We start from the raw sequence: 20,068 nt of genomic DNA on the forward strand, positions 1-20,068 counted from the left end.
GCTCGCCTCCGATCGCACCAGTTGCCGCTCGGCGCTCGCCAACCAGGTCCGCCTCGTCTTCCACACCGCCGCCTATTGGCTCATCCTCGCCGTGCGCGATGCCATCCCAAAGCCGCGCGATCTGGCAACGGCCGAGTTCAACACGATCAGGCTCAGGCTTCTCAAGATCGCAGCCCGCGTCATCGAGACCGCCACCCGCGTCCGTCTTGCCTTCGCTGCGGCGTGCCCCGACGCCGACCTGTTCCGCGGCTTGGCAAACGCTCTGGTCCCGCAAGCACCCTGACGCGCGGGGCATCAGCCCCCGGTCACCCCGCTGCCGTCCTCCAACGCGTTCACGAAGTCGGGTCGAAAAGCGGCGAAAAAGCCGAAGCGTTCGCGCGCGCCTTCACCCCGACCGGAAATGTTCCAGCTGCCCCGCCCGGCAATCATGAATAAGACGGGCTAGATTGGGGCTTGAGCCTATTTTCAAGCGCTGTGCAGAACGCGTCGAGCCGATCCGTTGACACTGCCGCATAGTCCGATCCGGTAATTTGCAGATATCCCCCAGCTACAAAGCGCGTTGATCCCGATGCCGAGGCATCCTCATGCCGTCCCAAATCGCATCCCAATGAGAAGTAGACGTTCTCTCTAGCTATGAGAACTAGACAATCAAGCAATGCCTCGGACTCTACACCCTCTGCTATTTGGGCCGCCTTTATAGGATCGTTCCTGGTGTCAACGAAGCCGCGGTTCTGGCGAACCCCATCGAAAATGGACCCGTACGGAACAGTAATGCCCTCTTCAATACTATGCCTGACCTCTAGCGTCATGCAGCTGTCAAGCCTTGTGGAACGTATCGGTGCCAAACAGCTCCCTTTGAGCTTCGGCTAGTTCCTCCTTCGGTTCGTTCGCCTTTCGATATGCTCGACTCATCAGTTTTGGAGCTTCGTCATGATCGGACGCATGGATCATATGATACATTACGCGGCGCGCGCCACCTTCCTTGTCGTAAATCGGCCACGCATGGGCATGCTTGTATCTTAGTTCCTCTCTAAACCTACTGGCGAATAACTGGGCACGATCAAACGACTTCATCCCCAGCAGCTTCTTCCAATCCTCACCGCCCCACCACCTGGTCAAAATCTCTTGGTTGCGCGTCGTGGCCGCGATCGCTCTGTCCAACCATCCGGTGGCGAGAAAATAAAACAGCTCGATCTTGTTTGTAACCTTATGCGCCGCCAACGCCTGCAAAGACCTCCACTCGCATTCGAACGTATGCTGATCCAGCAGACAAAAAGTTGCCATCCGTTCTGTGATCGCTCCACTTCCAAGAATCCCCCCGAGGTTTGCATTGAAGTCGCCGGGGACAATCTTGATCGAACGGTTTTTCTGCTTGCTCGAAGAAGCCAACGTTTGGAGCGCAGGAAGCTTTTCCTTGCTCTGCTCGCACAACCAGAATTTTCTCAAGAATGGCGGCTGCGATTCTAATACCAGCTTTGCCGCCCAAGCATCTTCCTTGTCGGGATACTGTGGTCCAGAAAAACCGTCGATATACGCTCCATGCTTCGTAATCATCACGAAGTAATAGAGGTACCGCTCGATCAACCTAGCCTTGTTTTCAGTCCAGATAGGACGATCCGGTGACCTGAAACGAAGGGGCTTATCGGTAGGCGGCAAATCGGGAAAAAGGTTGCCCTGCTTGCTCATGCAACCGATGCTGGAACATCTGGATCATGACCTCAAGCGGCAACGGTTTCAACTCCCAAAGTTTTTGGAAAATCCCGGTAAAACCTGCCATCCAGTAGTCCCCCGCCCTTCCCGTTAACGACAGGATCGACGATTGCTGCATCGCGCTCGGTCATACCTTGCTCAATAACCAGGGGGTTATTCTGATATCTTCCCCACTGCTTGAGGAAGGGAGCCGCGCCTACTCGGATACATTCGGAAATTGCATCTCGTGCCCATTGGGGCTTGGTAAGCCTTGTCCTGTCCAAGGCGACGCCGCTTTCCCCTCCAATGATGACCCAGGCCGGCGCCTTCCCAGCGAGCGACAACGGCCCAAGAGGGCCCATCGCGGGTTCGTAGCTCACGAAATGCACCGCGGCGGGAATAGACAGCAGATGCTTACCTCGTTGCTGATAAGCTTTCGCATCCTCGGCAGTCGTGCCGAGCCAAACGTTGGGATAACCCCTACCCCAATCACTCGGCAGCATTTTTTTGATGTTTTGAGGACGCTTTGTCAGCAATTGCCATTCCAGCTGATCGCAATCTCTAATCAAGCGCCAGAGATCTAATCTCCAGGCTGGGTCAACCTGATTGTCGAAGACGTCCGCGAGCGACGCACAGAAAACTCGCTGCCGATGCCCGTGCTCACGGTAGAATTTTGGCGCAGCCAAATTCCACTTAAGCGGCGCCTTCCAATACGCCTCAGTCGTCCTGCGGCGTGGGTGATTGCCCCACTTCACGTGACCACTACGTTTTGACCATCCTTCTGCGTAGCAAAAATCACATGCTGACGGGGCACCACCAGAGCGATCTATCTTCGTGCAACCTACCCACGGATTGAAGGTGGAGTCCGTCCACTCGATTTTGGAGAAACTGGCCATTTGCGACTCCTGCGGGAAATTTACACTGGCAGACTATGGTTAATCAATCCTAAAGTTCTTCATTTGTTCTGATTTATTACCGTAACGTGTTGATTTTAAATGCCATGCGTGGTGAACCTCGACCGCCTCAGCCGCGACGTGCATTTCATCAACGATCTGATGGCCCACAGGACTCCGTTCATCGTGGCAGAGCTGGGCGCGGACGCCGATCCCTTTATGCTGCATCTCTATGCTGCTCTCGCCGAGAAGAAACGCGCTATGATTTCCTGGCCCACCAGGACGCAAGTCGCAGAATATTTTTTGGCGGGCGACAGCGCCCGTTTGGCGGTGCCAAACGGGCGACGGTGCGTCGTTCGCGATCCCAGGACTTTGCCTTGTGGCGCGTCTCGGTATAGCCACGCAGAACCGGCAGGTTCTCGATGGCGCGTCGCGTGCGGATGTCGTCGGCGACCGCGTCGACTTTTCTGGCGAGCGGCTTGGTGCCGGACAGACCGAAGATGTAGTCGATGCCGTTGGTCTCGCACCACGCCATTGCCTCCGGCCGGGCATAGTGCCCGTCGCCACGGAACGTAATTCGCGTGTTGTGCCACCGCGTCCGGATATGCCGTACCAGGCGGCGCAGATGGGCACGCACCTCGACGCCGCCCGGCGTCTTGCCGGGCCGCAGCACGACCGCCACGGGCCGGCTCTTCTCCGTGTCGTAGACGTGGATCGGCAGGAAGCAGCGTTCGTCATAATGAGCGTTGAACAGCGAGAGCTGCTGATGGCCGTGGACGACATCGCAGGTATCATCGATGTCGAGCGTGACGGATGCCGGCTCGCGCGGGTAGCTATCCATCCATGCGTCGACCAAAATGTAGGTCAGCCGGATCACGTCGCGCAGGCGCGGAGCATTCTCCAGCCGCGACAGCGTCGGTTGGGAACACAAATCCCGGCCCGTGTCCGGCAGCCGACCGCAGGCCAGCTTGAATGCCGGATCGGACCGCAGATGATCAAGGTCGTCGGCGTCCTCGTAGCCGCAGCAGATCGCGAACATGCGCGCGCGGAACATATCGACCAGGCTGTGCACGACCCGCGTCGGATCGCGCCGATCCGGGAACACCCGGGCCAAATTGTCGGCCAAGCCGAGACGCCGCTCGGCCATCGCCAGAAGCATCACGCCCCCGTTCGAGGTCAGCCGCCCGCCATCGAAGGCAGCTGTGACTTTCTTGGCGTGAACGGAGAAGGGCAGAATCGTATCATCGGTCATGGCGGGCGTGGTGTTCGCGGCTGAAGGTGATGGGGTTGGCTTTGCAACCGAATCCTACGCCGCATCAGCGCTTTACACCACGCTCGCCAGCCTCTCAGGCGCCTCTGACGAATAAGACGGGCTAGTGCGTGATTCCCGTTTCCTAAAACCGCACCAGTTTCGCACCAGAAACGACCCTATCAAAAGGCAACAGTTGCTCGTCAACCTTGCGATTCGACCTATTTGTACGCCACAGCTACCCGGCAGCCATACCTGTGCTCTAGATTTCTTTCTTGCTGGAGAAGCGTACGATCTTATTCCCTTGGACCGATGGTGGTTCGGGGCGGAGGCATGAGCGGCAAGGACGAAAAGACTCGGATCGAGGCACTAGAGTCGCCAGATAGTCGGAAAATGCCACGTGCCACGAAGCGCCATCGAAAAAACCGTGGCGTGCCGCCGCCCGCGACGTTCGATATCGATACCCTGGCCGGCAGCTCAAATTTGACGGCATTAGAGGCGGCCGCGGTCATCCGGCGTACGCCCGGAGCGCTCGAGCAGTGGCGGCGCGATCCGAACCACCCGCTGAAATGGCGCTACGTTGACGGCCGACCGCTCTATCGTGTCGATGCTGTACGCGACTATCTGGCCAGATGCGATAAGACCACTAAGCCGTCTCAGCCGCATAATGCTCGCGGAGACGGCCGAGCAATTCAGCCTTGATCGGGTCGAGCGGATTCGTCCGCTGCAGGCGCACGACCTTGCCAACCTGTTTCGCGCCGACCAACTCTGCGATGTAGTCGTGAGCCGCTTCGAACGCCATTTTGCGGATGATCCACCGTTCGTCGTGATTGTAGACCTGATCGATACCGCTAGGCTTTTGCCCGACACACAGCCGCTGGATTTCGTTGTCATAGCCGCAGCGTGACATGACGGTGCGCAAGCTGCGCCTTAAGTCATGCATGGTGAACTTGGCGACACCTGCTTCCTTGACCAAACGGTTGACCATCTTGGTGAAGCCCGACATCTGGCCGCCAGTCTTCGGTGACGGGAAGACATAATCAGACGTCGCGCGCTGGAAATGTTTCGCGGCGGCAAGCACCTCGTCAACGAGGTGGGTGCGCGGCACGTCGTGGTGCAGGCCCATCTTGGTCCATGCCGAATCGAAGGTGATACGGTCATCCATGATGTGCTTTCGCCACTCGATCATGGTTGGCTCGCTGCGGCGCGGGCCACCGAGTAGGCACATTTGTGTCAGGAGCCCAAAAGCCCCGAGCTTGCCGGATGCGTGCCAGACCTTGATGATCTCCTCATCGGTCAGCGCGCGGCCCCTCGTTCGGCGCCCGACCCTCTGCGCGCGGGTTTCCTTGGGCGCGCGATAGCCGGCGAGCACGTTATGCTCCACGTAACCTTCGCCAACACACCATTCGAGGAGTGTGTGCGTGTGTTTGCGCAAGTCCTTGGCTGCGCCGCGCTTACCGGTCTTGGCGATCCTGTCCACCGCCGCCATGATTTGCCGTCGCGTCAGCTCGCCGATGGCGAGACCGAAATGATCCTTGAGACCGCGTCGCAGCGCCGACATTGCCGGTTTCCAATTGACGACCTGGCGTCCAGTCAGGGACGTTTCGTAGGGGCCATCTTCAATGATCAGGGTCGCCAATGTGGTGCACTGCCTCTCTGCCAGCTGTTGCCGCTTTGCCTCGCGTTTGGAGTCGTTCGGATCGACCCCAATGACCACCTCGCCGGCGGCGACGGTAGCGGCCTTGCGCGCGGCCTTCTCATTGAACTTGGGCCATGCGCCCAGCGTCTTGCGTTGGGTGCCTCTCGTCCCAGGCTTGGTGAACAGAAAGACCCAAGTCCGTCCACCAGTCGCGCGCATCCTGATGGCAAGCCCCGGCTGCTCTGTGTCGTGCAGATAGAACTGCGACTTGCCCGGCGGCAGCGTGGCTGCACGTATCGCCGCGTCAGTGAGCCTCAGGTAGTTCGTTGTCACTTCGGCTCTGAGACCCTTCTCGCTGTTTTCCATTGTTTGTGCCCTTACTCCTTGTGCCCCGGGACATGTCGAAGGAGATCCAAGAAACGGATCACAAACCGTTCCCTCCACGTTCCCAGCTCTGTTGTGCCCCACGGGAATATTCACGAAGGGCACGGCAGGGGCATACAAAATGTAGCAAGGCCAGCTATGGCCTCCGATGGGCCAAACTGGCCACAAATCCCTGCGCTGCAATGACTTTTACAACAAGACTATGGCTTGATTAGGTTAGCTGTGGTCTATGGATTGTGGTTCACACGGGAGAGGTCCAAGGTTCGATCCCTTGTGCGTCCACCATTCCCCTTCCCGAACCGCCGGGTTCGGAGGATTGTCGACATTCTGGTGCCGTTCGGGACCGCCTCATCAAAAATGTCGAAAACAACCCCATGCAAAGTAGCCAACGCAAGCCGTAGCGGCGCTTGATCGCCGTTCGTCGCGCCGTTCCGGTTCACTGCCGGCGGCGGTGCGGGGCGGATGACGGCTTGGCGGTGCCGCGTGAACGCCGAGAGGAGACCGCGTTTGCGGCGGGAGATCAGCTCGCGCACGCCGTATCCGGATACGAACCCGATCCCGGTGACGAGCACGACAATCAGCAATTCCAGCATTGTGTGGTCCCACCATCACCCTGCCGCAACGCAATAGGCGCGACAATGCCGCAGCGGCTCGACCGGGACGGTTCCCTTTCACTGTGTCGAGCGCAACGCTGACCCTCGGAGTCCTACGGGGTTTTGTTTGCAGGCCTCCTCGGCTACCTTCCCGGAACTCGCGGAGGCCGGGACGTCTCGATGCGCAAGGGCAACGACTACATTCTGAAGCTGCGGCCTTGGTCATTGTCGACGTTCGTCGTCGCCCTGCTGGCCGTGGTGCTCGCCACCGCGGCGCAGGAGATGTTCGCAAGCTTCGGCATGCAGTTCTATTTCGCGGCCTTCGCGCCGGCGATCCTGATCGCCGGGCTGATGGGCGGCGCGCCGGCCGGCGCCTTTGCCACCATCATCACGGTACCGATCGTATGGTGGGTGTTCATGCCCCCCTATTTCGAGTTCGCCTGGCCGACGGCCGACGATTATGACAGCACCGCGACGTTCCTGCTGTCGAGCGCGCTCTTGCTCGGTTTCTCGCAGCTCTACCGGGAAGCGCTGGGCATTTTGCGGAAATAGCCGGCCGGCGCAGGCCGCGACCGCCCGCCGGCGGTGGCAAGCCGGTCGCCTGCGCGAATCGCTTGCCCTCAGATCCCGAACATCCAGACCGCGACGATGGTGGCCAGTGTCGCCAGCCCGCTGATGGTCCAGCCCACCGTGTAGAAGGTATCCTCGGGTGCGGTGTCGAGCACCGTATTGGTGGTTTCCGTCATTGACCGCCAGCGCATGGCGTCTCTCCTCGGAACTCCTGCCCAGCGACATAACGCGGCTCGCGGTTCCCGGTTCCGGCCCTTTCGCGGCGACTGCGCCGTTCACGCAGAGCTCACGGACTGCTGATTGGGGTCGCGGAACCTGCGACATTCTGTCCCGTTGAGGGGCGCCGGAAACCAACTTGGGAGAACCATCCGATGCGAACACTGATCCTCGCCGCCACGGCGCTTGCCTTCGTCTCGTCCACCGCGCTCGCGCAGGACAAGGCCGGCAGCAGCCCGGCGCCCGCAGCGCAAAGCGGCGACACGGCGACCAAGGGCGAGGCGACCAAGATGGCGCCGAAGAAGCAAGCCAAGAAGAGCGCAAAGAAATCGAGCGCCAAGGGAGGCAAGGCTGGCGCCGCCACGACCGGCGACGATGCGGCCAAGCAATAAACAGAAACAATCGCGGTAGCCGATCACGAATCTGGCGATCACGGAAAAGGCCGCCCGAAGGCGGCCTTTTTGCTTGCTGTCTCGGTGCGGATGCCGCCTCGCCCGTCGCGTCGCGATCAAATGCGCCGGCCGCTCGGGGCAGAGAGTGTTCGGGCCGCGAGAATTGGACCAGAAAATTCAAGTGCGGGAGAGGGAGCGAAAGAGGCGCAGAGCCGATAATCCGCACCGCCATCGGATCGTTATGAAAATTGACCACCAGCTCCAGGAATTGCTCCACCTCCCGCGCCTTCTGTTGTGACGCGCGCGCAGCGGCAACGCATGATCCAAACGGGCTATCACTGCGATGCATAGAAGGATTCATCGATAGACTTAATGCTGAGCACCATCGTCGCCCCTGCCCGCGAGCCCGCTCTCTTGTATGCGCGCCGCAAACCAGCGCGACGTGGTGCTGTCGATGGCGCCGCCGGCATAGACTTCGGAATGGCTCACGCCGTGCTGTCCGACGATCACCAGAACGCCCATTGCATAGGCAAACCAGACGTTCGGATCGGTCAGCGCCTGCAGCTTGCGCTGGTCGTGCTCGAGCGGCTGGTGGTTGCTGTCCTTGCGCAGCTCGATGGCCAGGAGATTGTTCGGGATATCGCGCTGATGCACGACGATATCGGGATAGATCGACTTGCCGAGATGGTCATCGGTCGAGCTCCCCGAGCCGCGCGGCAGCCGCAGCGTGCGCTCGCCGAGCCGATCATAGTTGCAGTCAGTCTGCCAGCCGGGAAACTGCCGCTCGACATAGACCGCCAGCCGGTGAGTAAGCGTTCGCTCGCCGAGATCGCGCTCCAGCAAGAACATTTCCTGCGCGTAAAACTCCTGCACGGCGGCGATCACCTTGTTCAGCTCGGTCTGCATTGGCGCCTCCGACTGGACTGGGCCGCCGCCGCGGCCTCTTCAAATCGCGCTGCTACATCTGCACTTCGATCAGCCGCGGGCCCGGCTCGGCGACGGCATCAGCCAGCGCCTTGTTGAACTCGTCGGCAGTCGTCACCGCCACCGCCGGCACGCCCATGCCCTTCGCGAGCGCGACGAAATCGAGCGTCGGCCGATCGATCTTCAGCATATCCTGCGCCCGCTTGCCCGGCTCGCCGGCGCCGACGCCGTCGAACTCGCCGCGCAGGATCTGGTAGATGCGGTTGGCGAACACGATGGTCACGACGTTGAGCCCTTCGCGCGCCTGCGTCCACAACGACTGGATCGTGTACATCGCGCTGCCGTCGCCCACCATGCAGATCACCTTGCGGTCCGGACAGGCAACCGCGGCGCCGATCGCGACCGGCGTCGAGAAGCCGATCGAGCCGCCCATGTTCTGCAGCCAGTCGTGCGGCGCGGCCGCCGCCGTCGGCGGGAAGAAGCCCCGGCCGGTGGTGACGGACTCATCGACCATGATGGCGTTCTCGGGGATCGCGCACGCAATCGCCTGCGCGATCGTGGTGTGGTTGAGCGCGCCGGTCGGCTTGACCAGCTCCTGGTGCTGCTGCGGCTTGACGTCCTGCGCCGTCGCATGCAGCGCATTGGCGAGCGCCCCGAGGGCTGCGACCGAGTTCTCGCCCCAGGCGGTCATGCGATGCACCTCGCAGCCCTCGGCCTTCAGCATGCTCGGCTTGTTCGGATAGGCGAAGAACGCCACGGGATCGTTGGCCTCGACCAGCACGATGTGACGGAAATTCTTCAGGATCGGCAGCGCCTGCTCGATCACATAGGGGATGCGGTTGATCGAGAAGCGGCTGCGGCCGCGCGCCATGCGCGGGTGATAGGTCTGGCCCATCACGGTGCAGCCGGTCTTGCCGGCGATGCGCTCGGCGAGCGCGAGCCCCTGCTCGGTCAGCGCGCTGCCGGTGACCAGCAGCAGCGTGTGCGCGGCATCACCGTGCAGGATTTTTGCCGCGGTGTCGACCGCCTGCGGCGAATAGCTCGGGCGCTGCGTATCGACAGCCACCTCGGCGATGCCGTCGGCCTCGTTCCAGGCGGTGTCGGCCGGCAGGATCAAGGTTGCGATCTGCGGCGGCGCGCTCTTGGCCGCGGCGATTGCGGCTGCGCCATCGGCCGCCACCGACTTGGCATCGGGTGACGTGCGCACCCAGGACGACATCGGCCGCGCCAGGCCTTCGATATCGGACGTCAGCGGTGCGTTGTAACCGATGTGGTAGGTCGCGTGCTGACCGACGATGTTGACGATGCCGGAATGCGCCTTCTTGGCGTTGTGCAGATTGGCAAGGCCGTTGGCAAGGCCGGGCCCGAGATGCAGCAGCGTCGAGGCCGGCGTTCCCTTCATGCGAAAATAGCCGTCGGCAGCACCCGTCACCACACCTTCGAACAGGCCGAGCACGCAGCGCATGCCGGGGACCTTGTCCAGTGCTGCGACGAAATGCATCTCCGAGGTGCCCGGATTGGTAAAGCAGACGTCCACGCCGCCCGCGACCAATGTCCGCACCAGACTTTCCGCACCGTTCATGCTCACGCTCCCGTTTCGAGATGTTCTTGAGGTCGCTGAGAGCATGATCCGATCCGATTGAATCGGATCATGCTCTCATCCTTTTGTTTGGTCGCGTTTTCTTGACGCGAACCGGTACCCGCTTCGCTTGAAAACGCTCCAGATCAACCATTCTTCATCCGCTTCGTCAAAGGTTTGGCGGGGCAATGCTGGTATCGCTTCCGGTCTGTTGCCTTTTTAAACCGTGTTGTCCGAAAGTGCCTGAAGTCACAGCTTCGTCGCTTGCGAAAGGCCGGCGATTGTGGCCTTTTTGGCTGCATATTTGATTGTTCGCAAGGACGACGACGATGCGCAAGATTGCCTTGATGTTTGCCGCGCTCACGATCCTGGCAGGTGCCGGCCAGGCCCAGGCCCAGTTCTTCGATTCCCGTGGCTACCAGTCCGAAGCCCCGAGCTTCTTCGGCGGTGGCGGCGCCAGCCCGATCCCGCGCACCACCGTCAACTACCCGACCAACTACGCCCCCGGCACCATCGTGGTGAACACCGCCGAGCGCCGGCTCTATCTGGTGATGGCGAACGGCCAGGCGCTGCGCTACGGCATCGGCGTCGGCCGCGACGGCTTCCGCTGGGGCGGAGTCCACCGCATCAGCGCGAAGAAGGAATGGCCGTCGTGGACGCCGCCGTCGCAGATGCTGCGCCGCCGCCCCGATCTGCCGCGCCACATGGCCGGCGGCATCGAGAACCCGCTCGGCGCACGCGCGATGTATCTCGGTTCGACGCTGTACCGCATCCACGGCTCCAACGAGCCCGAGACGATCGGCCAGGCCGTCTCGTCGGGTTGCTTCCGCATGACCAATGAGGACGTCACCGACCTCTATAATCGCGTCTCGGTCGGCGCCACCGTGGTGGTGAAGAACTGATCGCGTCGATTTCGACGGAACCAGGCGCTTCCATCCGGCAAGATCGCTGATCCCGGCTTGCGCTGCCGCGCGCATTGCGGCAGCGTGGTTCGAATGCGCCAACATTGCTCGCCGATCCTGCTGCTGCTCGCCGCGGCGCTCACCACCTCGCTCACCGACGCCATCGTACCGGCGACGGGCGCAGAGATTCCGGCCATTACCTCGCGCCAGCGCAACGAGAAGAAGGTCTTCACCGACGCCGAGATCGTCGAGGGCTTTCTGAAAACCGCGTTCGGCGCGGAATATCATCTCGCCGGTCGGGTCGACCGCATCCGCAAATACGACAGGCCGGTGCGCGTGTTTGCCGACGGCAACCGCGCCGACCGCAAGGTCCAGCTCGCCAAGGTCATCGCCGACATCCGAGCCAAGGTGCAGCATCTCGACATCGCGATGACCGATGACAACGACGCGGCCAATGTCGTGGTCAAGCTGGTGCGCGACCGCGAACTCTATCGCACGATCGCGACCTTCTACGGCCAGGAGCGCGCCAAGGAGATCCGCACCTCGCTCGACCCGCAATGCCTGTCGGGCTTCCGCAAGAACGAGAATTACGAGATCGAGCATTCCGACGTCATCCTCACCGTCGACAATGGCGATTTCGTCTTCCTCGACTGCGCCTATGAGGAGCTGTTGCAGTCGCTCGGCCCGATCAACGACACCGCGACCGTGCCGTGGACGATGTTCAACGACAGCGTCTCGATGGGCTTTTTCGACGTCTACGACCAATACCTGCTCAACCTGCTCTACGACCCTCGCATCAAGCCCGGCATGAACGTGCAGGAGGTCAAGGCCGCGCTGCCCGAAGTCCTCACCGACGTCCGCGCCTGGGTGGCGAAGGTGAATCATCTGGAGTGAGGGCATCTGCGAGTTAGGGGACGCAGCGTCCCGTCACACACTCCAGTGTCGTCCCTGCCTAGTGCGCAATTGCGCACGGGAGCAGGGACCCATACTCCGCAGCCGATGTTGTGGATAGGACTCGTCGTTCCAGCGTCGCACAACAATGAACTTCGGTGGTTATGGGTCCCTGCTTTCGCAGGGACGACATCGGGTATGTTGCGCGAGCTGTGAGTCACGCATCGGCATTCTCGCGCCATCTTTCGCCCGAATCAACTGAGGCTGACGGCGCGCAGATGCGTAGAGCGCAGCGAAACCCATCGATTCGTACCCGCGACGCCAATGATGGGTTTCGCTTCGCTCTACCCATCCTACCAATCTGAGTTACCCTTCGGATTTGTCGCACCTCGCACTTGACCTTGCCCCTGCGGCCGCCTCCATAGAAGCGCGGTCAGACGACGCGAGGTGATTCGATGAATGCTCCTGCTGCCCGTTTCCTCAGTCCGTCCGAAGCTGCAAGGCAGCTCGGGATCTCGGCGAAAGCGCTGCGCCTCTATGAGGAGCGCGGCCTGATCGCACCCGGCCGCACGCCGGCAGGATGGCGCGCCTATGGTGCGGCCGAGATGGCGCGCGGCGCCGAAATCGTCGCGCTGCGCGCGCTCGGCCTCAGCATCAATGAAGTGGCGCGGATCCTGAGCGGCGACGCCGTCATCCTCGATCGCGTGCTGGCCGCGCACGAGGCCACGCTCGAAGCGAGCATCCGCCAAAGCGGCGACAGCATCGCCAGGGTGCGCCGGCTGCGCGCCGACCTCGGCCGCGGCAAGATGCCCGCAACGTGCGATCTCATCGGTGCGGTCAGGGCGCGGCCTGCGATCGGCGTCGCGTTCGATCTGCCGTGGCCGTGGGGCGGCGAGCGCTTCGAGCTGCGTGACATCAAGCTGCTGAACTACATCGTCGGCCCGCTCGGCAGCGGCAAGACGCGCCTCGCACAGCGGCTCGCCGACGTGCTGCCCGACGCCAGCTTCGTGGGGCTGGACCGCACTGCCGACGGCGGCGCGGCCGTTCGTGCGCGGCTCGATGCCGACCCGGCGCACAAGGCAAGGGTCGAGGCGAGCCTTGCCGCCCTGCTCGCCGACGGCGCGGTGGGCTCAGCCGCACTGACCACCCTGCTCGCCGCTCTCGAGACCGACGGCAACGCGATCCCGGTGATCGACATGCTCGAGCAAGGGCTCGATGCGGCCAGCCAGGAAGCCGTGATCGCGCATCTGCGCCGCCGCGGGCCCGAGGCGCGGCCACTGTTCTTCCTCACGCGCTCCAGCGCGATCCTGGACCTCGACGCGGTCGGCGACGACGAAGCGATCATCCTGTGCCCCGCCAATCACAGCCGGCCGATCTGCGTCACGCCGGTGCCCGGTGCGGTGGGCTATGAAGCGGTCGCGACCTGCCTTGCCTCGCCGGAGGTGCGCGCGCGGACCGAAGGCATGGTTGCGTGGCGGCCATCCTGATTTCTCGCATTGGTTGTATTATAATCACGCGACAAGGTCGGATGCACTGCAGGAAAAGTGTGCTATAAGCTCACGCAATGAGCGAGCTTCCCCGTACCCAGGCCTTGCGTTGCTTCATCACGGTTGCCCGTGAGGGCACTGTATCGCGCGCTGCAGCGATGCTGAAACTGACCCAGCCGGCGGTCAGCCTGCAACTCAAGGCGCTGGAGGAAAGCACCGGATTGCAGCTGTTCAACCGCACACCCAGCGGCTTCACGCTGACCGAGGCCGGCGCCGCGCTGCTGCCGCTGGCGCACCGGGCGGTGGCCGCGGCATCCGACTTCAAGGCAATGGCGGACTCACTGAACGAGGCGCAGCGCGGCACGCTGCGCGTCGGCACCATCCTCGACCCCGAATTCACCCGGCTCGGGCCGTTCGTGCGCAGCCTTGCGATGTCCTCGCAACGCACCGAGGTGTTTCTGCGCCATGGCGTCAGCGACGACGTGCTGGCGCAGGTCGGCCGGGGCGAACTCGACGTCGGCTACTACGTCGACGCCACGCCGCCGGAGCAGCTGGTCCATCACAGCTTCGCCGAGCGGACCATCGCCGACGGCCGCTACCAGCTGGCGCCGCTGCTCAGCTACCACTACCGCGTCATCGCGCCGATCGGCTGGCGGGACCGGGTGATCGGCAAGGACTGGGCGGAGCTTGCCGAGCTGCCCTGGCTTGCGACACCGCCGCATTCCGGCCACCGGCGGCTGCTCGACGACATCTTCCGTCCGCTCGGCGCCTTGCCAAAACGCGTCGGCTACACCGATCAGGAAGAGGCGATGATCGACTTCGTCGAATCCGGCCTCTGCCTCAGCCTCGCGCGCGACAGCGTGCTGGCGCCACGGATGGCGCGCCCGCATCAGTTCGTGGTCTCCGACCGGGTGAAGCTCACCTGCGACCTCTCTTTCGCCTGCCTTGCCGCCCGCCGCCAGGAGCCGGTGATCGCGCACGCCTTCGCGGCCGTGCGCGCGGTGTGGAATATCAAGCCGGCGATCGCCGGCGCCGGCCCGACCCGGACGCGCAAGGTCGCGAAGAACGTGTGAGCCGCTCAGGGGCAGTTGGCTTTTCAGCGTCCGCGCGGAGCTGACCCCACGGTCCGCGATGCCCGACGCTGGCTTACGGACGGCGACCCGGCCGCCCTAAGCATTGGGATCGTTGGCATTGGGGTAGAAGAGCTGCTGGCCGTCGATTTTGTAACCGGCGATTGCGTTCTGCCCCTCTGACGAAATCAGCCAATCGATGAAGCGCTGGGCGGCTTCCTTCTTGACCGTTGGGTGTCGTGCCGGATTGACCAGCATCACCCCATATTGGTTGAAGAGGCGCCTGTCGCCCTCGACGAGTATCGCGAGATCGCCGCGATTCTTGAATGCCAGCCACGTGCCGCGGTCTGAAAGGACATAGGCCCCGGTTGCCGAAGCCATGTTGAGTGCGGCGCCCATTCCCTGTCCTATTTCCTTGTACCAAGTGCCGCGGCCCTTCGTGAGATCGATGCCTGCATCCTTCCAGAGCGCGAGTTCGGCGATATGTGTGCCAGACCGGTCCCCGCGAGAAATGAACGGCGCCGCCTTCGCGTCAATCTTTCGGAGCGCTGCCGCGAGATCGAGGCCCTTGATACCTGCGGGATCGTCCTTTGGCCCAACGACGATGAAATCGTTGTACATCACCGGATAGCGCTTCACGCCGAACCCTTCCGCAAGGAATTTTTCCTCGGCCGACCTGGCGTGAACGAGAACGACGTCGGCATCGCCGCGGCGTGCCGTGTCGAGTGCCTGCCCCGTCCCCTGCGCGAGCACCTTCGCCTCAACGCCAGTCCTTTCCTTGACGATCGGCAACAGGTAGCCGAACAGTCCCGAATCCTGGGTCGAGGTCGTGGAGGCAACAATGATCGTCTGGTCCTGTGCCGAGGCGGCAGCGCAAAGAACGGCCAACAAGGCAGCGGCAAAGATGGAAAGCGCGGCGAATCGGCGGTGCATGCGGTGGCTCCCTTGAGATCGTCCCACGTCTTAGCGACCTATCAATACGCGCCCGAAGAGGAAACTCGACGCGCTCACCGCCATCGAAAGGGCTATGAGAATTATGCCGAGCGCCAGTGCGAAGCTCAAATCGCCCTTGCTCGTCTCCAGCGCGATAGCGGTAGTCATGGTTCGGGTGTAGCCTCCAATATTGCCGCCGACGATGATGATCGCTCCGACCTCCGCTATCGCCCGGCCAAACGCGGCAAGAAACGCCGTAATCAATCCTTCGCGTCCGATATTCATCAGCGAGACCGCGGCCCGCATACGTGAAGCACCATCAACCAACAATGCGTCGCCATAGGTGGACCAGAGGTCCACCATCATACGGTGCACCAGCGCGACAACGATCGGGATGCCGAGAATGGTCTGCGCGATCACCATCGCCGCCGGCGTAAACAAGATCCCAAGGGCGCCCAACGGTCCGGATCGTGACAGGAGAAGGTAGACGCAAAGCCCGACGACGACCGGGGGCAGGCCAAGGAGGGCGTTGGCAGTGACGACAAACGCTCCTTTGCCGGGAACGCGAAAGATGGCCAGCAACGTGCCGAAGGGGGTGCCGATTGCAAATGCAATGGCAGCCGCTGAAAGGCTTACGCCGAGCGACAAGACAACAACGTCGCGCAACTCGGCATCGAAATGGCCAATAAGACTGGCGGCCGTATCGAGGGCTTGGACAAAATCATTCATTGCCCCATACTAATGCCACATGGGGGCAAATGAGCACAATCACGGGCGACGACCACTGCTTTGGGGTCGCAGGCAAACGTCGAGCACGCCGCAGCAGCGTCCGCTTCAGGCCAGCCGAAAAAAGACTGATGTTCCTACTTCAAAGCCAGGCTGGTGCAATACGCGGAAACTTCACCGGATCTCCAACCGTTATTCAGTCCGGTTTCCGTGCACTGACTATAGCTCTTGAAGGGCACGCCGCCGGGCCCGATGTTTCGGCACCCGGTGTAGGCGGACGCGCCGGCAGACCAGGAGCATCCGATCCAGGGGCGGTCACCTGACCTCATGCTCGTCATGCAACCGCCGATGCAAAACACCGAGGTCGCAGTCGCATGCGGAGACGAAGACGCGGTGCTGCGGGCCGCCGCGTGCTGCTTCGGCCTCGGTTGCGCGCCTGTGTGCCTCGGCGACTCGACCGAAATGCTAGGCAGCGGGCTGGGCTGCGACCACGCCGGGCCGCTCGATCCGCACAGCAGCGGCGCGATCGACAAGACGGCGGCAGCGACATTCGTGACGAAGAGCGACGAGCCTTTCATAGCCAGGTCCTCCCAAGATGCCGGACGGCAATTCCATCCCGGGATGCAGGCTAGCACACATTCAACCGCCGGACATTTCTAATCGGCAGGTCGGGAGGTCGTCGCGAACCGAGACCTAGGCTGCGACGACCAGCGGCCGCGTCATCTCCGCCATCGTCGGCACCCGCGACGGTGCCTCACAATCCTGCCGAGCGAGCTCATCCACGAGCTCTTGCAGCCTTGGCGGCAGATCGGCGTAATCGCCGCACAGGGCGTAGCGCAGCCGCTCGCCGATTTCCTCGCAGATGGCGCGCGCGTGCTCGGCCGCGATCGGATGAGGCTCACTCATCGACGTGGACTGCGTGAACTGCTTGCAAAGGCCGCGAGCCGTCAGACGGCATTTCCGCGTACGCGGATCCCGCATGCGCACATGCGATCAAAACCAGGATCCGAACGATGCTGAACATGGTTCGTACTCCCTCTTCTGATCTTTCAATAGCAGCAGGTCGTTGCTGCCCGATTAGGGAAACTGGTTCTCGCGGCCTTTAAGGAAGTGGTAAACGCGAAGTTTCAGGACCGGGCCGCAGCCGATCATGTCCCCCGCGAAGGGGACAGACTTATCAGGCGGAATCAATATGATGCGAAACCGGAAGCCGGTCGGCTATCATCGGCCGCGCATGATAGAAAAAAGACTTGCTGGGAGGATTTGCAATGAAGCTGGCCATGGCCGGACTCTGGGTACTCGCGGGCGCGCTGCTGACCGCGCCGGATGCGCGTGCCGACATCAAGGTCGGCGTCGTGGTGTCGGCATCCGGACCGGGCTCGGCGCTCGGCCAGCCGCAGATGCGCACCATCGCCGCGCTGCCGAAGGAGATCGGCGGCGAGAAGGTGGTCTATATCGCGCTCGACGACGAATCCGATCCGACCAAGGGCACGCAGAATGCCCGCCGCCTCGTGATCCAGGACGGCGTTGACATCCTGATCGGCTCCTCGCTGACCCCCGTGACGATGCCGATGCTCGACGTCGCGTTCGAATCCAGGACACCGATCATCTCGCTGGCGGCGGCGACCGCGATCGTGCGGCCGATGGACGACCGCCGCCGCTGGGCGTTCAAGGTGGTTCCCAATGACGACCTGATGGCGGCGGCGATCCTGAAATACATCGCGAAATCCGGCATCAAGACGCTCGGCTATATCGGCGTGTCCGACGGCTATGGCGAAGGCTACTACAATGAGGTGTCACGGCTGGCACCCACGCTCGGCCTCACCGTCACGACGCATGAGGTCTATGCGCGTGCCGACACCAGCGCGATGGGCCAGGCGCTGAAGGTGATCGCGACCAACCCGGAGGCGGTGTTCATCGCGTCCGCGGGCACGCCGGCCGTGCTGCCGCAGGAAGCGCTGCGCAGCCGCGGCTATGCCGGCAAGATCTTCCAGACCCACGGCGTTGCGTCGGAGGAATTCATCAAGCTCGGCGGCGCCAATGTCGAGGGCGCTGTGTTCACCGGCGAGGCCTTCACCATCGCCGACGATCTACCGGCCAACGATCCGTTCCGCCAGGCGCGCGACGCGTTCGTGTCGTCCTGCGAGAAGGTCAACGGCTCGAGCCCGAACATCTTCGGCGCGCATCTGTGGGACGCCGTCACGCTGTTCAAGCGGGCGGCGGCAAGCGCGCTGAAGACGGCAAAGCCCGGCACGCCGGAATTCCGCGCCGCGCTGCGCGACGAGCTCGAGCGCGGCAAGGACGTCTATCTGAACAACGGCCTCTCGACGATGAGCCCGACCGACCACAATGGCTATGACGAACGGTCGGCGTTCCTGATCAAGGTCGAGGGCGGCAAGTTCAGGCTGGTGAAGTAACCGGCTCGGCTGTCAGCTACTGCTGGAACGGCGTCGAAGGTTCACCTCTCCCCGGTGGGAGAGGTGAACCGAGACCGCGCCAAAGCCGATTCAATCAAAACTCATCCCGCTTTAGTCGCCGCCCCAGCGCCAGCGCGGCGGCTCGCCCTTCCACCAGCACACGCCGGTGAGCAGGACGCTGAGCACGACGACATAGGCGATGAAGCGTGCCGGAGAATGCTGCAGGATCGTCGCGGCGCCGACGGCGATCAGGGCGGCAAACCCGGCGACGACTGACCAGCCCTGCCAGTTGTTCGGCGGTCCCCAGCCCCAGCCGTAGCGCTTGGCGGGAAACCAGTATCTGTCGTCACGTGGCATGGGACTGCTCAAGTCAAAAATCCCCTGCTTCACACCTTGCCCTTGCCCGATCCGCAGATGCCCTTCAGCGCCTGCCATTCGGCCGGCGACAGCAGCGGCTGGCCGTTGGCCGGGCCGGCGGCATCGGCCTTGTCCATGCGCGCGAGGCGATCCTCGGTCAGCGGATGGCTGGAGACGAGCGAGAGCCCCTTGCCGCCTTCCTTACCGGTGACGCGGAACATCAGTTCGCCCATCGGCTTCGCCGGACGGCCGAGCTTGTGCATGGTCTCTATCGCGAAGCTGTCGGCTTTGGTCTCGGCGTCGCGCGAATAGGATGACGTCACCAGCGAGCGCGAAGCGAAGACCAGCGCGCCGGACCCGGTGATGTCGCCGAACAGCAGCCCGATCAGGAACGAGGTGCCGCCATTGTGGATCAGCTCGCGCATGCTGTCGCGGTGGCGGAGATGGCCGAGCTCATGCGCCAGAACGCCGGCGATCTCGTCGGGGTTTTCCGCCTTCTCCAGCAGCCCCTCGAACAGATAGACCTTGCCGCCCGGCAGCGCGAAGGCGTTCGGCACCGAGGTCGCCAGCACGCCCGACTGCACTGAATTGTCGAGGCCAGCGGTCTCCCGCAGCTTGCCGACCAGCTTCTCGAATGCCGCTTGTCCTGCCGCGTTGCTGCACGGCTTGCCGTCGAACACCACCTTGACCTGCGCTTCCGCGACGTCGCCGAGACGCCGCTCGAAGGAATCCGGCACCAGCGGCGTCAGCCGCTCGGCGGCGAGCGGCACGCCGAACAGCACCACCAGCACGATCGACACCGCGGCCGCGAGCGACCAGCCGACGATGCCGGCGACGCCCTTGCGGTTCGGCAGATCCTGCTCGAGCCTGTCGCAGCGCGCGACCAGCGCCGCCGTCAGCTGCGCGTCGCGGATTTCGAGCCGCGCCAGAGCCGGCGCGGTCAGGCAGCTCAGCCGCAGCAGGCCGGCCGGGCTGTCGGCGCGGCGGATGTCGGCAAACGCCCAGCGCGCGAGCAGTTCGCCGTCTTCCCTGATCTCCAGGGCATCGGACAATTCGAGCGCGACGATGCGCCGACGGTTCGATGCACCGTCGAAGAATACCGCGTCCGGGACAGGTGGCGCCGCGGAATTGGCCTGGCTGATATCGGCTTCCATGGC

The 20,068-nt window shown here is 62.8% G+C and carries 21 protein-coding genes and 1 pseudogene; 9 read left to right on the forward strand and 13 right to left on the reverse strand.

What is annotated here, in order from left to right:
• On the forward strand, positions 1 to 283 hold a 283-nt coding region (locus tag AC066Y_RS30485), incomplete at its 5' end, for a transposase (RefSeq protein WP_478277094.1).
• A 533-nt stretch (positions 284 to 816) separates the two neighbouring features.
• Here AC066Y_RS30485 and tcmP read toward each other — a convergent pair.
• The 5 genes and pseudogenes from tcmP to AC066Y_RS30510 form a co-directional block, all read right to left on the reverse strand.
• Positions 817 to 1,686 (reverse strand): three-Cys-motif partner protein TcmP, encoded by an 870-nt coding sequence (gene tcmP / locus AC066Y_RS30490; RefSeq protein ID WP_478277095.1) that lies wholly within the window; start codon positions 1,684 to 1,686, stop codon positions 817 to 819.
• Positions 1,687 to 1,718: 32 nt separating this feature from the next.
• Complete coding sequence (locus AC066Y_RS30495) at positions 1,719 to 2,585, reverse strand: DUF5131 family protein (protein ID WP_478277096.1); 867 nt, start codon at positions 2,583 to 2,585, stop codon at positions 1,719 to 1,721.
• Positions 2,586 to 2,916: 331 nt separating this feature from the next.
• A pseudogene (locus AC066Y_RS30500) lies at positions 2,917 to 3,834 on the reverse strand (IS1380 family transposase); the annotation flags it as partial.
• A 643-nt stretch (positions 3,835 to 4,477) separates the two neighbouring features.
• Entirely contained in the window at positions 4,478 to 5,836 is a 1,359-nt protein-coding gene (locus AC066Y_RS30505; protein WP_478277097.1) for a tyrosine-type recombinase/integrase, read from the reverse strand.
• Positions 5,837 to 6,081: 245 nt separating this feature from the next.
• Entirely contained in the window at positions 6,082 to 6,447 is a 366-nt protein-coding gene (locus AC066Y_RS30510; protein WP_478277098.1) for a hypothetical protein, read from the reverse strand.
• A 180-nt stretch (positions 6,448 to 6,627) separates the two neighbouring features.
• Between AC066Y_RS30510 and AC066Y_RS30515 the strand changes: the two genes are divergently transcribed.
• Positions 6,628 to 6,999: a DUF4118 domain-containing protein gene (locus AC066Y_RS30515; RefSeq protein WP_478277099.1), complete on the forward strand. Its 372-nt coding sequence runs from the start codon at positions 6,628 to 6,630 to the stop codon at positions 6,997 to 6,999.
• A 68-nt stretch (positions 7,000 to 7,067) separates the two neighbouring features.
• On the opposite strand, the gene AC066Y_RS30520 is transcribed toward AC066Y_RS30515, so the two are convergent.
• Positions 7,068 to 7,208 (reverse strand): hypothetical protein, encoded by a 141-nt coding sequence (locus AC066Y_RS30520; protein ID WP_171947715.1) that lies wholly within the window; start codon positions 7,206 to 7,208, stop codon positions 7,068 to 7,070.
• A 180-nt stretch (positions 7,209 to 7,388) separates the two neighbouring features.
• Between AC066Y_RS30520 and AC066Y_RS30525 the strand changes: the two genes are divergently transcribed.
• A complete protein-coding gene (locus AC066Y_RS30525) occupies positions 7,389 to 7,625 on the forward strand; it encodes a hypothetical protein (RefSeq protein ID WP_478277100.1) in 237 nt (78 codons plus the stop codon).
• Positions 7,626 to 7,994: 369 nt separating this feature from the next.
• On the opposite strand, the gene AC066Y_RS30530 is transcribed toward AC066Y_RS30525, so the two are convergent.
• Entirely contained in the window at positions 7,995 to 8,531 is a 537-nt protein-coding gene (locus AC066Y_RS30530; protein ID WP_478277101.1) for a hypothetical protein, read from the reverse strand.
• Positions 8,532 to 8,583: 52 nt separating this feature from the next.
• The gene (locus AC066Y_RS30535) at positions 8,584 to 10,131 is read right to left on the reverse strand and encodes an acetolactate synthase large subunit (protein WP_478277102.1); all 1,548 of its coding nucleotides are present in this window, start codon (positions 10,129 to 10,131) and stop codon (positions 8,584 to 8,586) included.
• A gap of 326 nt (positions 10,132 to 10,457) precedes the next feature.
• Here AC066Y_RS30535 and AC066Y_RS30540 point away from each other — a divergent pair, with 326 nt between their 5' ends.
• From AC066Y_RS30540 to AC066Y_RS30555, 4 genes are all read left to right on the forward strand, one after another.
• On the forward strand, positions 10,458 to 11,030 hold the full coding sequence (locus tag AC066Y_RS30540; protein WP_478277103.1) for a L,D-transpeptidase: 573 nt from the start codon (positions 10,458 to 10,460) through the stop codon (positions 11,028 to 11,030).
• 93 nt (positions 11,031 to 11,123) lie between these two features.
• Positions 11,124 to 11,924 (forward strand): DUF2927 domain-containing protein, encoded by an 801-nt coding sequence (locus tag AC066Y_RS30545; protein WP_478277104.1) that lies wholly within the window; start codon positions 11,124 to 11,126, stop codon positions 11,922 to 11,924.
• A gap of 452 nt (positions 11,925 to 12,376) precedes the next feature.
• The gene (locus AC066Y_RS30550; protein WP_478277105.1) at positions 12,377 to 13,408 is read left to right on the forward strand and encodes a MerR family transcriptional regulator; all 1,032 of its coding nucleotides are present in this window, start codon (positions 12,377 to 12,379) and stop codon (positions 13,406 to 13,408) included.
• Positions 13,409 to 13,485: 77 nt separating this feature from the next.
• Complete coding sequence (locus AC066Y_RS30555; protein ID WP_478277106.1) at positions 13,486 to 14,481, forward strand: LysR family transcriptional regulator; 996 nt, start codon at positions 13,486 to 13,488, stop codon at positions 14,479 to 14,481.
• A 96-nt stretch (positions 14,482 to 14,577) separates the two neighbouring features.
• On the opposite strand, the gene AC066Y_RS30560 is transcribed toward AC066Y_RS30555, so the two are convergent.
• Both AC066Y_RS30560 and AC066Y_RS30565 read right to left on the reverse strand, forming a co-directional pair.
• Entirely contained in the window at positions 14,578 to 15,411 is an 834-nt protein-coding gene (locus AC066Y_RS30560; protein WP_478277107.1) for an ABC transporter substrate-binding protein, read from the reverse strand.
• Positions 15,412 to 15,441: 30 nt separating this feature from the next.
• Positions 15,442 to 16,140: an ABC transporter permease gene (locus AC066Y_RS30565; protein WP_478277108.1), complete on the reverse strand. Its 699-nt coding sequence runs from the start codon at positions 16,138 to 16,140 to the stop codon at positions 15,442 to 15,444.
• 324 nt (positions 16,141 to 16,464) lie between these two features.
• On the opposite strand from AC066Y_RS30565, the gene AC066Y_RS30570 reads away from it, so the two are divergent.
• Entirely contained in the window at positions 16,465 to 16,797 is a 333-nt protein-coding gene (locus tag AC066Y_RS30570; protein WP_478277109.1) for a hypothetical protein, read from the forward strand.
• Between the two features lie 33 nt (positions 16,798 to 16,830).
• Here AC066Y_RS30570 and AC066Y_RS30575 read toward each other — a convergent pair whose 3' ends face one another.
• Positions 16,831 to 17,043, reverse strand: a complete 213-nt coding sequence (locus tag AC066Y_RS30575) for a hypothetical protein (RefSeq protein ID WP_478277110.1) — start codon at positions 17,041 to 17,043, stop codon at positions 16,831 to 16,833.
• Positions 17,044 to 17,405: 362 nt separating this feature from the next.
• Between AC066Y_RS30575 and AC066Y_RS30580 the strand changes: the two genes are divergently transcribed.
• Entirely contained in the window at positions 17,406 to 18,554 is a 1,149-nt protein-coding gene (locus AC066Y_RS30580) for an ABC transporter substrate-binding protein (protein ID WP_478277111.1), read from the forward strand.
• Positions 18,555 to 18,665: 111 nt separating this feature from the next.
• On the opposite strand, the gene AC066Y_RS30585 is transcribed toward AC066Y_RS30580, so the two are convergent.
• Together AC066Y_RS30585 and AC066Y_RS30590 are read right to left on the reverse strand one after the other, a co-directional pair.
• The gene (locus AC066Y_RS30585; RefSeq protein ID WP_478277112.1) at positions 18,666 to 18,911 is read right to left on the reverse strand and encodes a hypothetical protein; all 246 of its coding nucleotides are present in this window, start codon (positions 18,909 to 18,911) and stop codon (positions 18,666 to 18,668) included.
• Positions 18,912 to 18,940: 29 nt separating this feature from the next.
• The gene (locus AC066Y_RS30590; RefSeq protein ID WP_478277113.1) at positions 18,941 to 20,065 is read right to left on the reverse strand and encodes a M48 family metallopeptidase; all 1,125 of its coding nucleotides are present in this window, start codon (positions 20,063 to 20,065) and stop codon (positions 18,941 to 18,943) included.
• Positions 20,066 to 20,068: the final 3 nt, after the last annotated feature.

It is taken from the genome of Bradyrhizobium sp. USDA3010, from assembly GCF_056429065.1.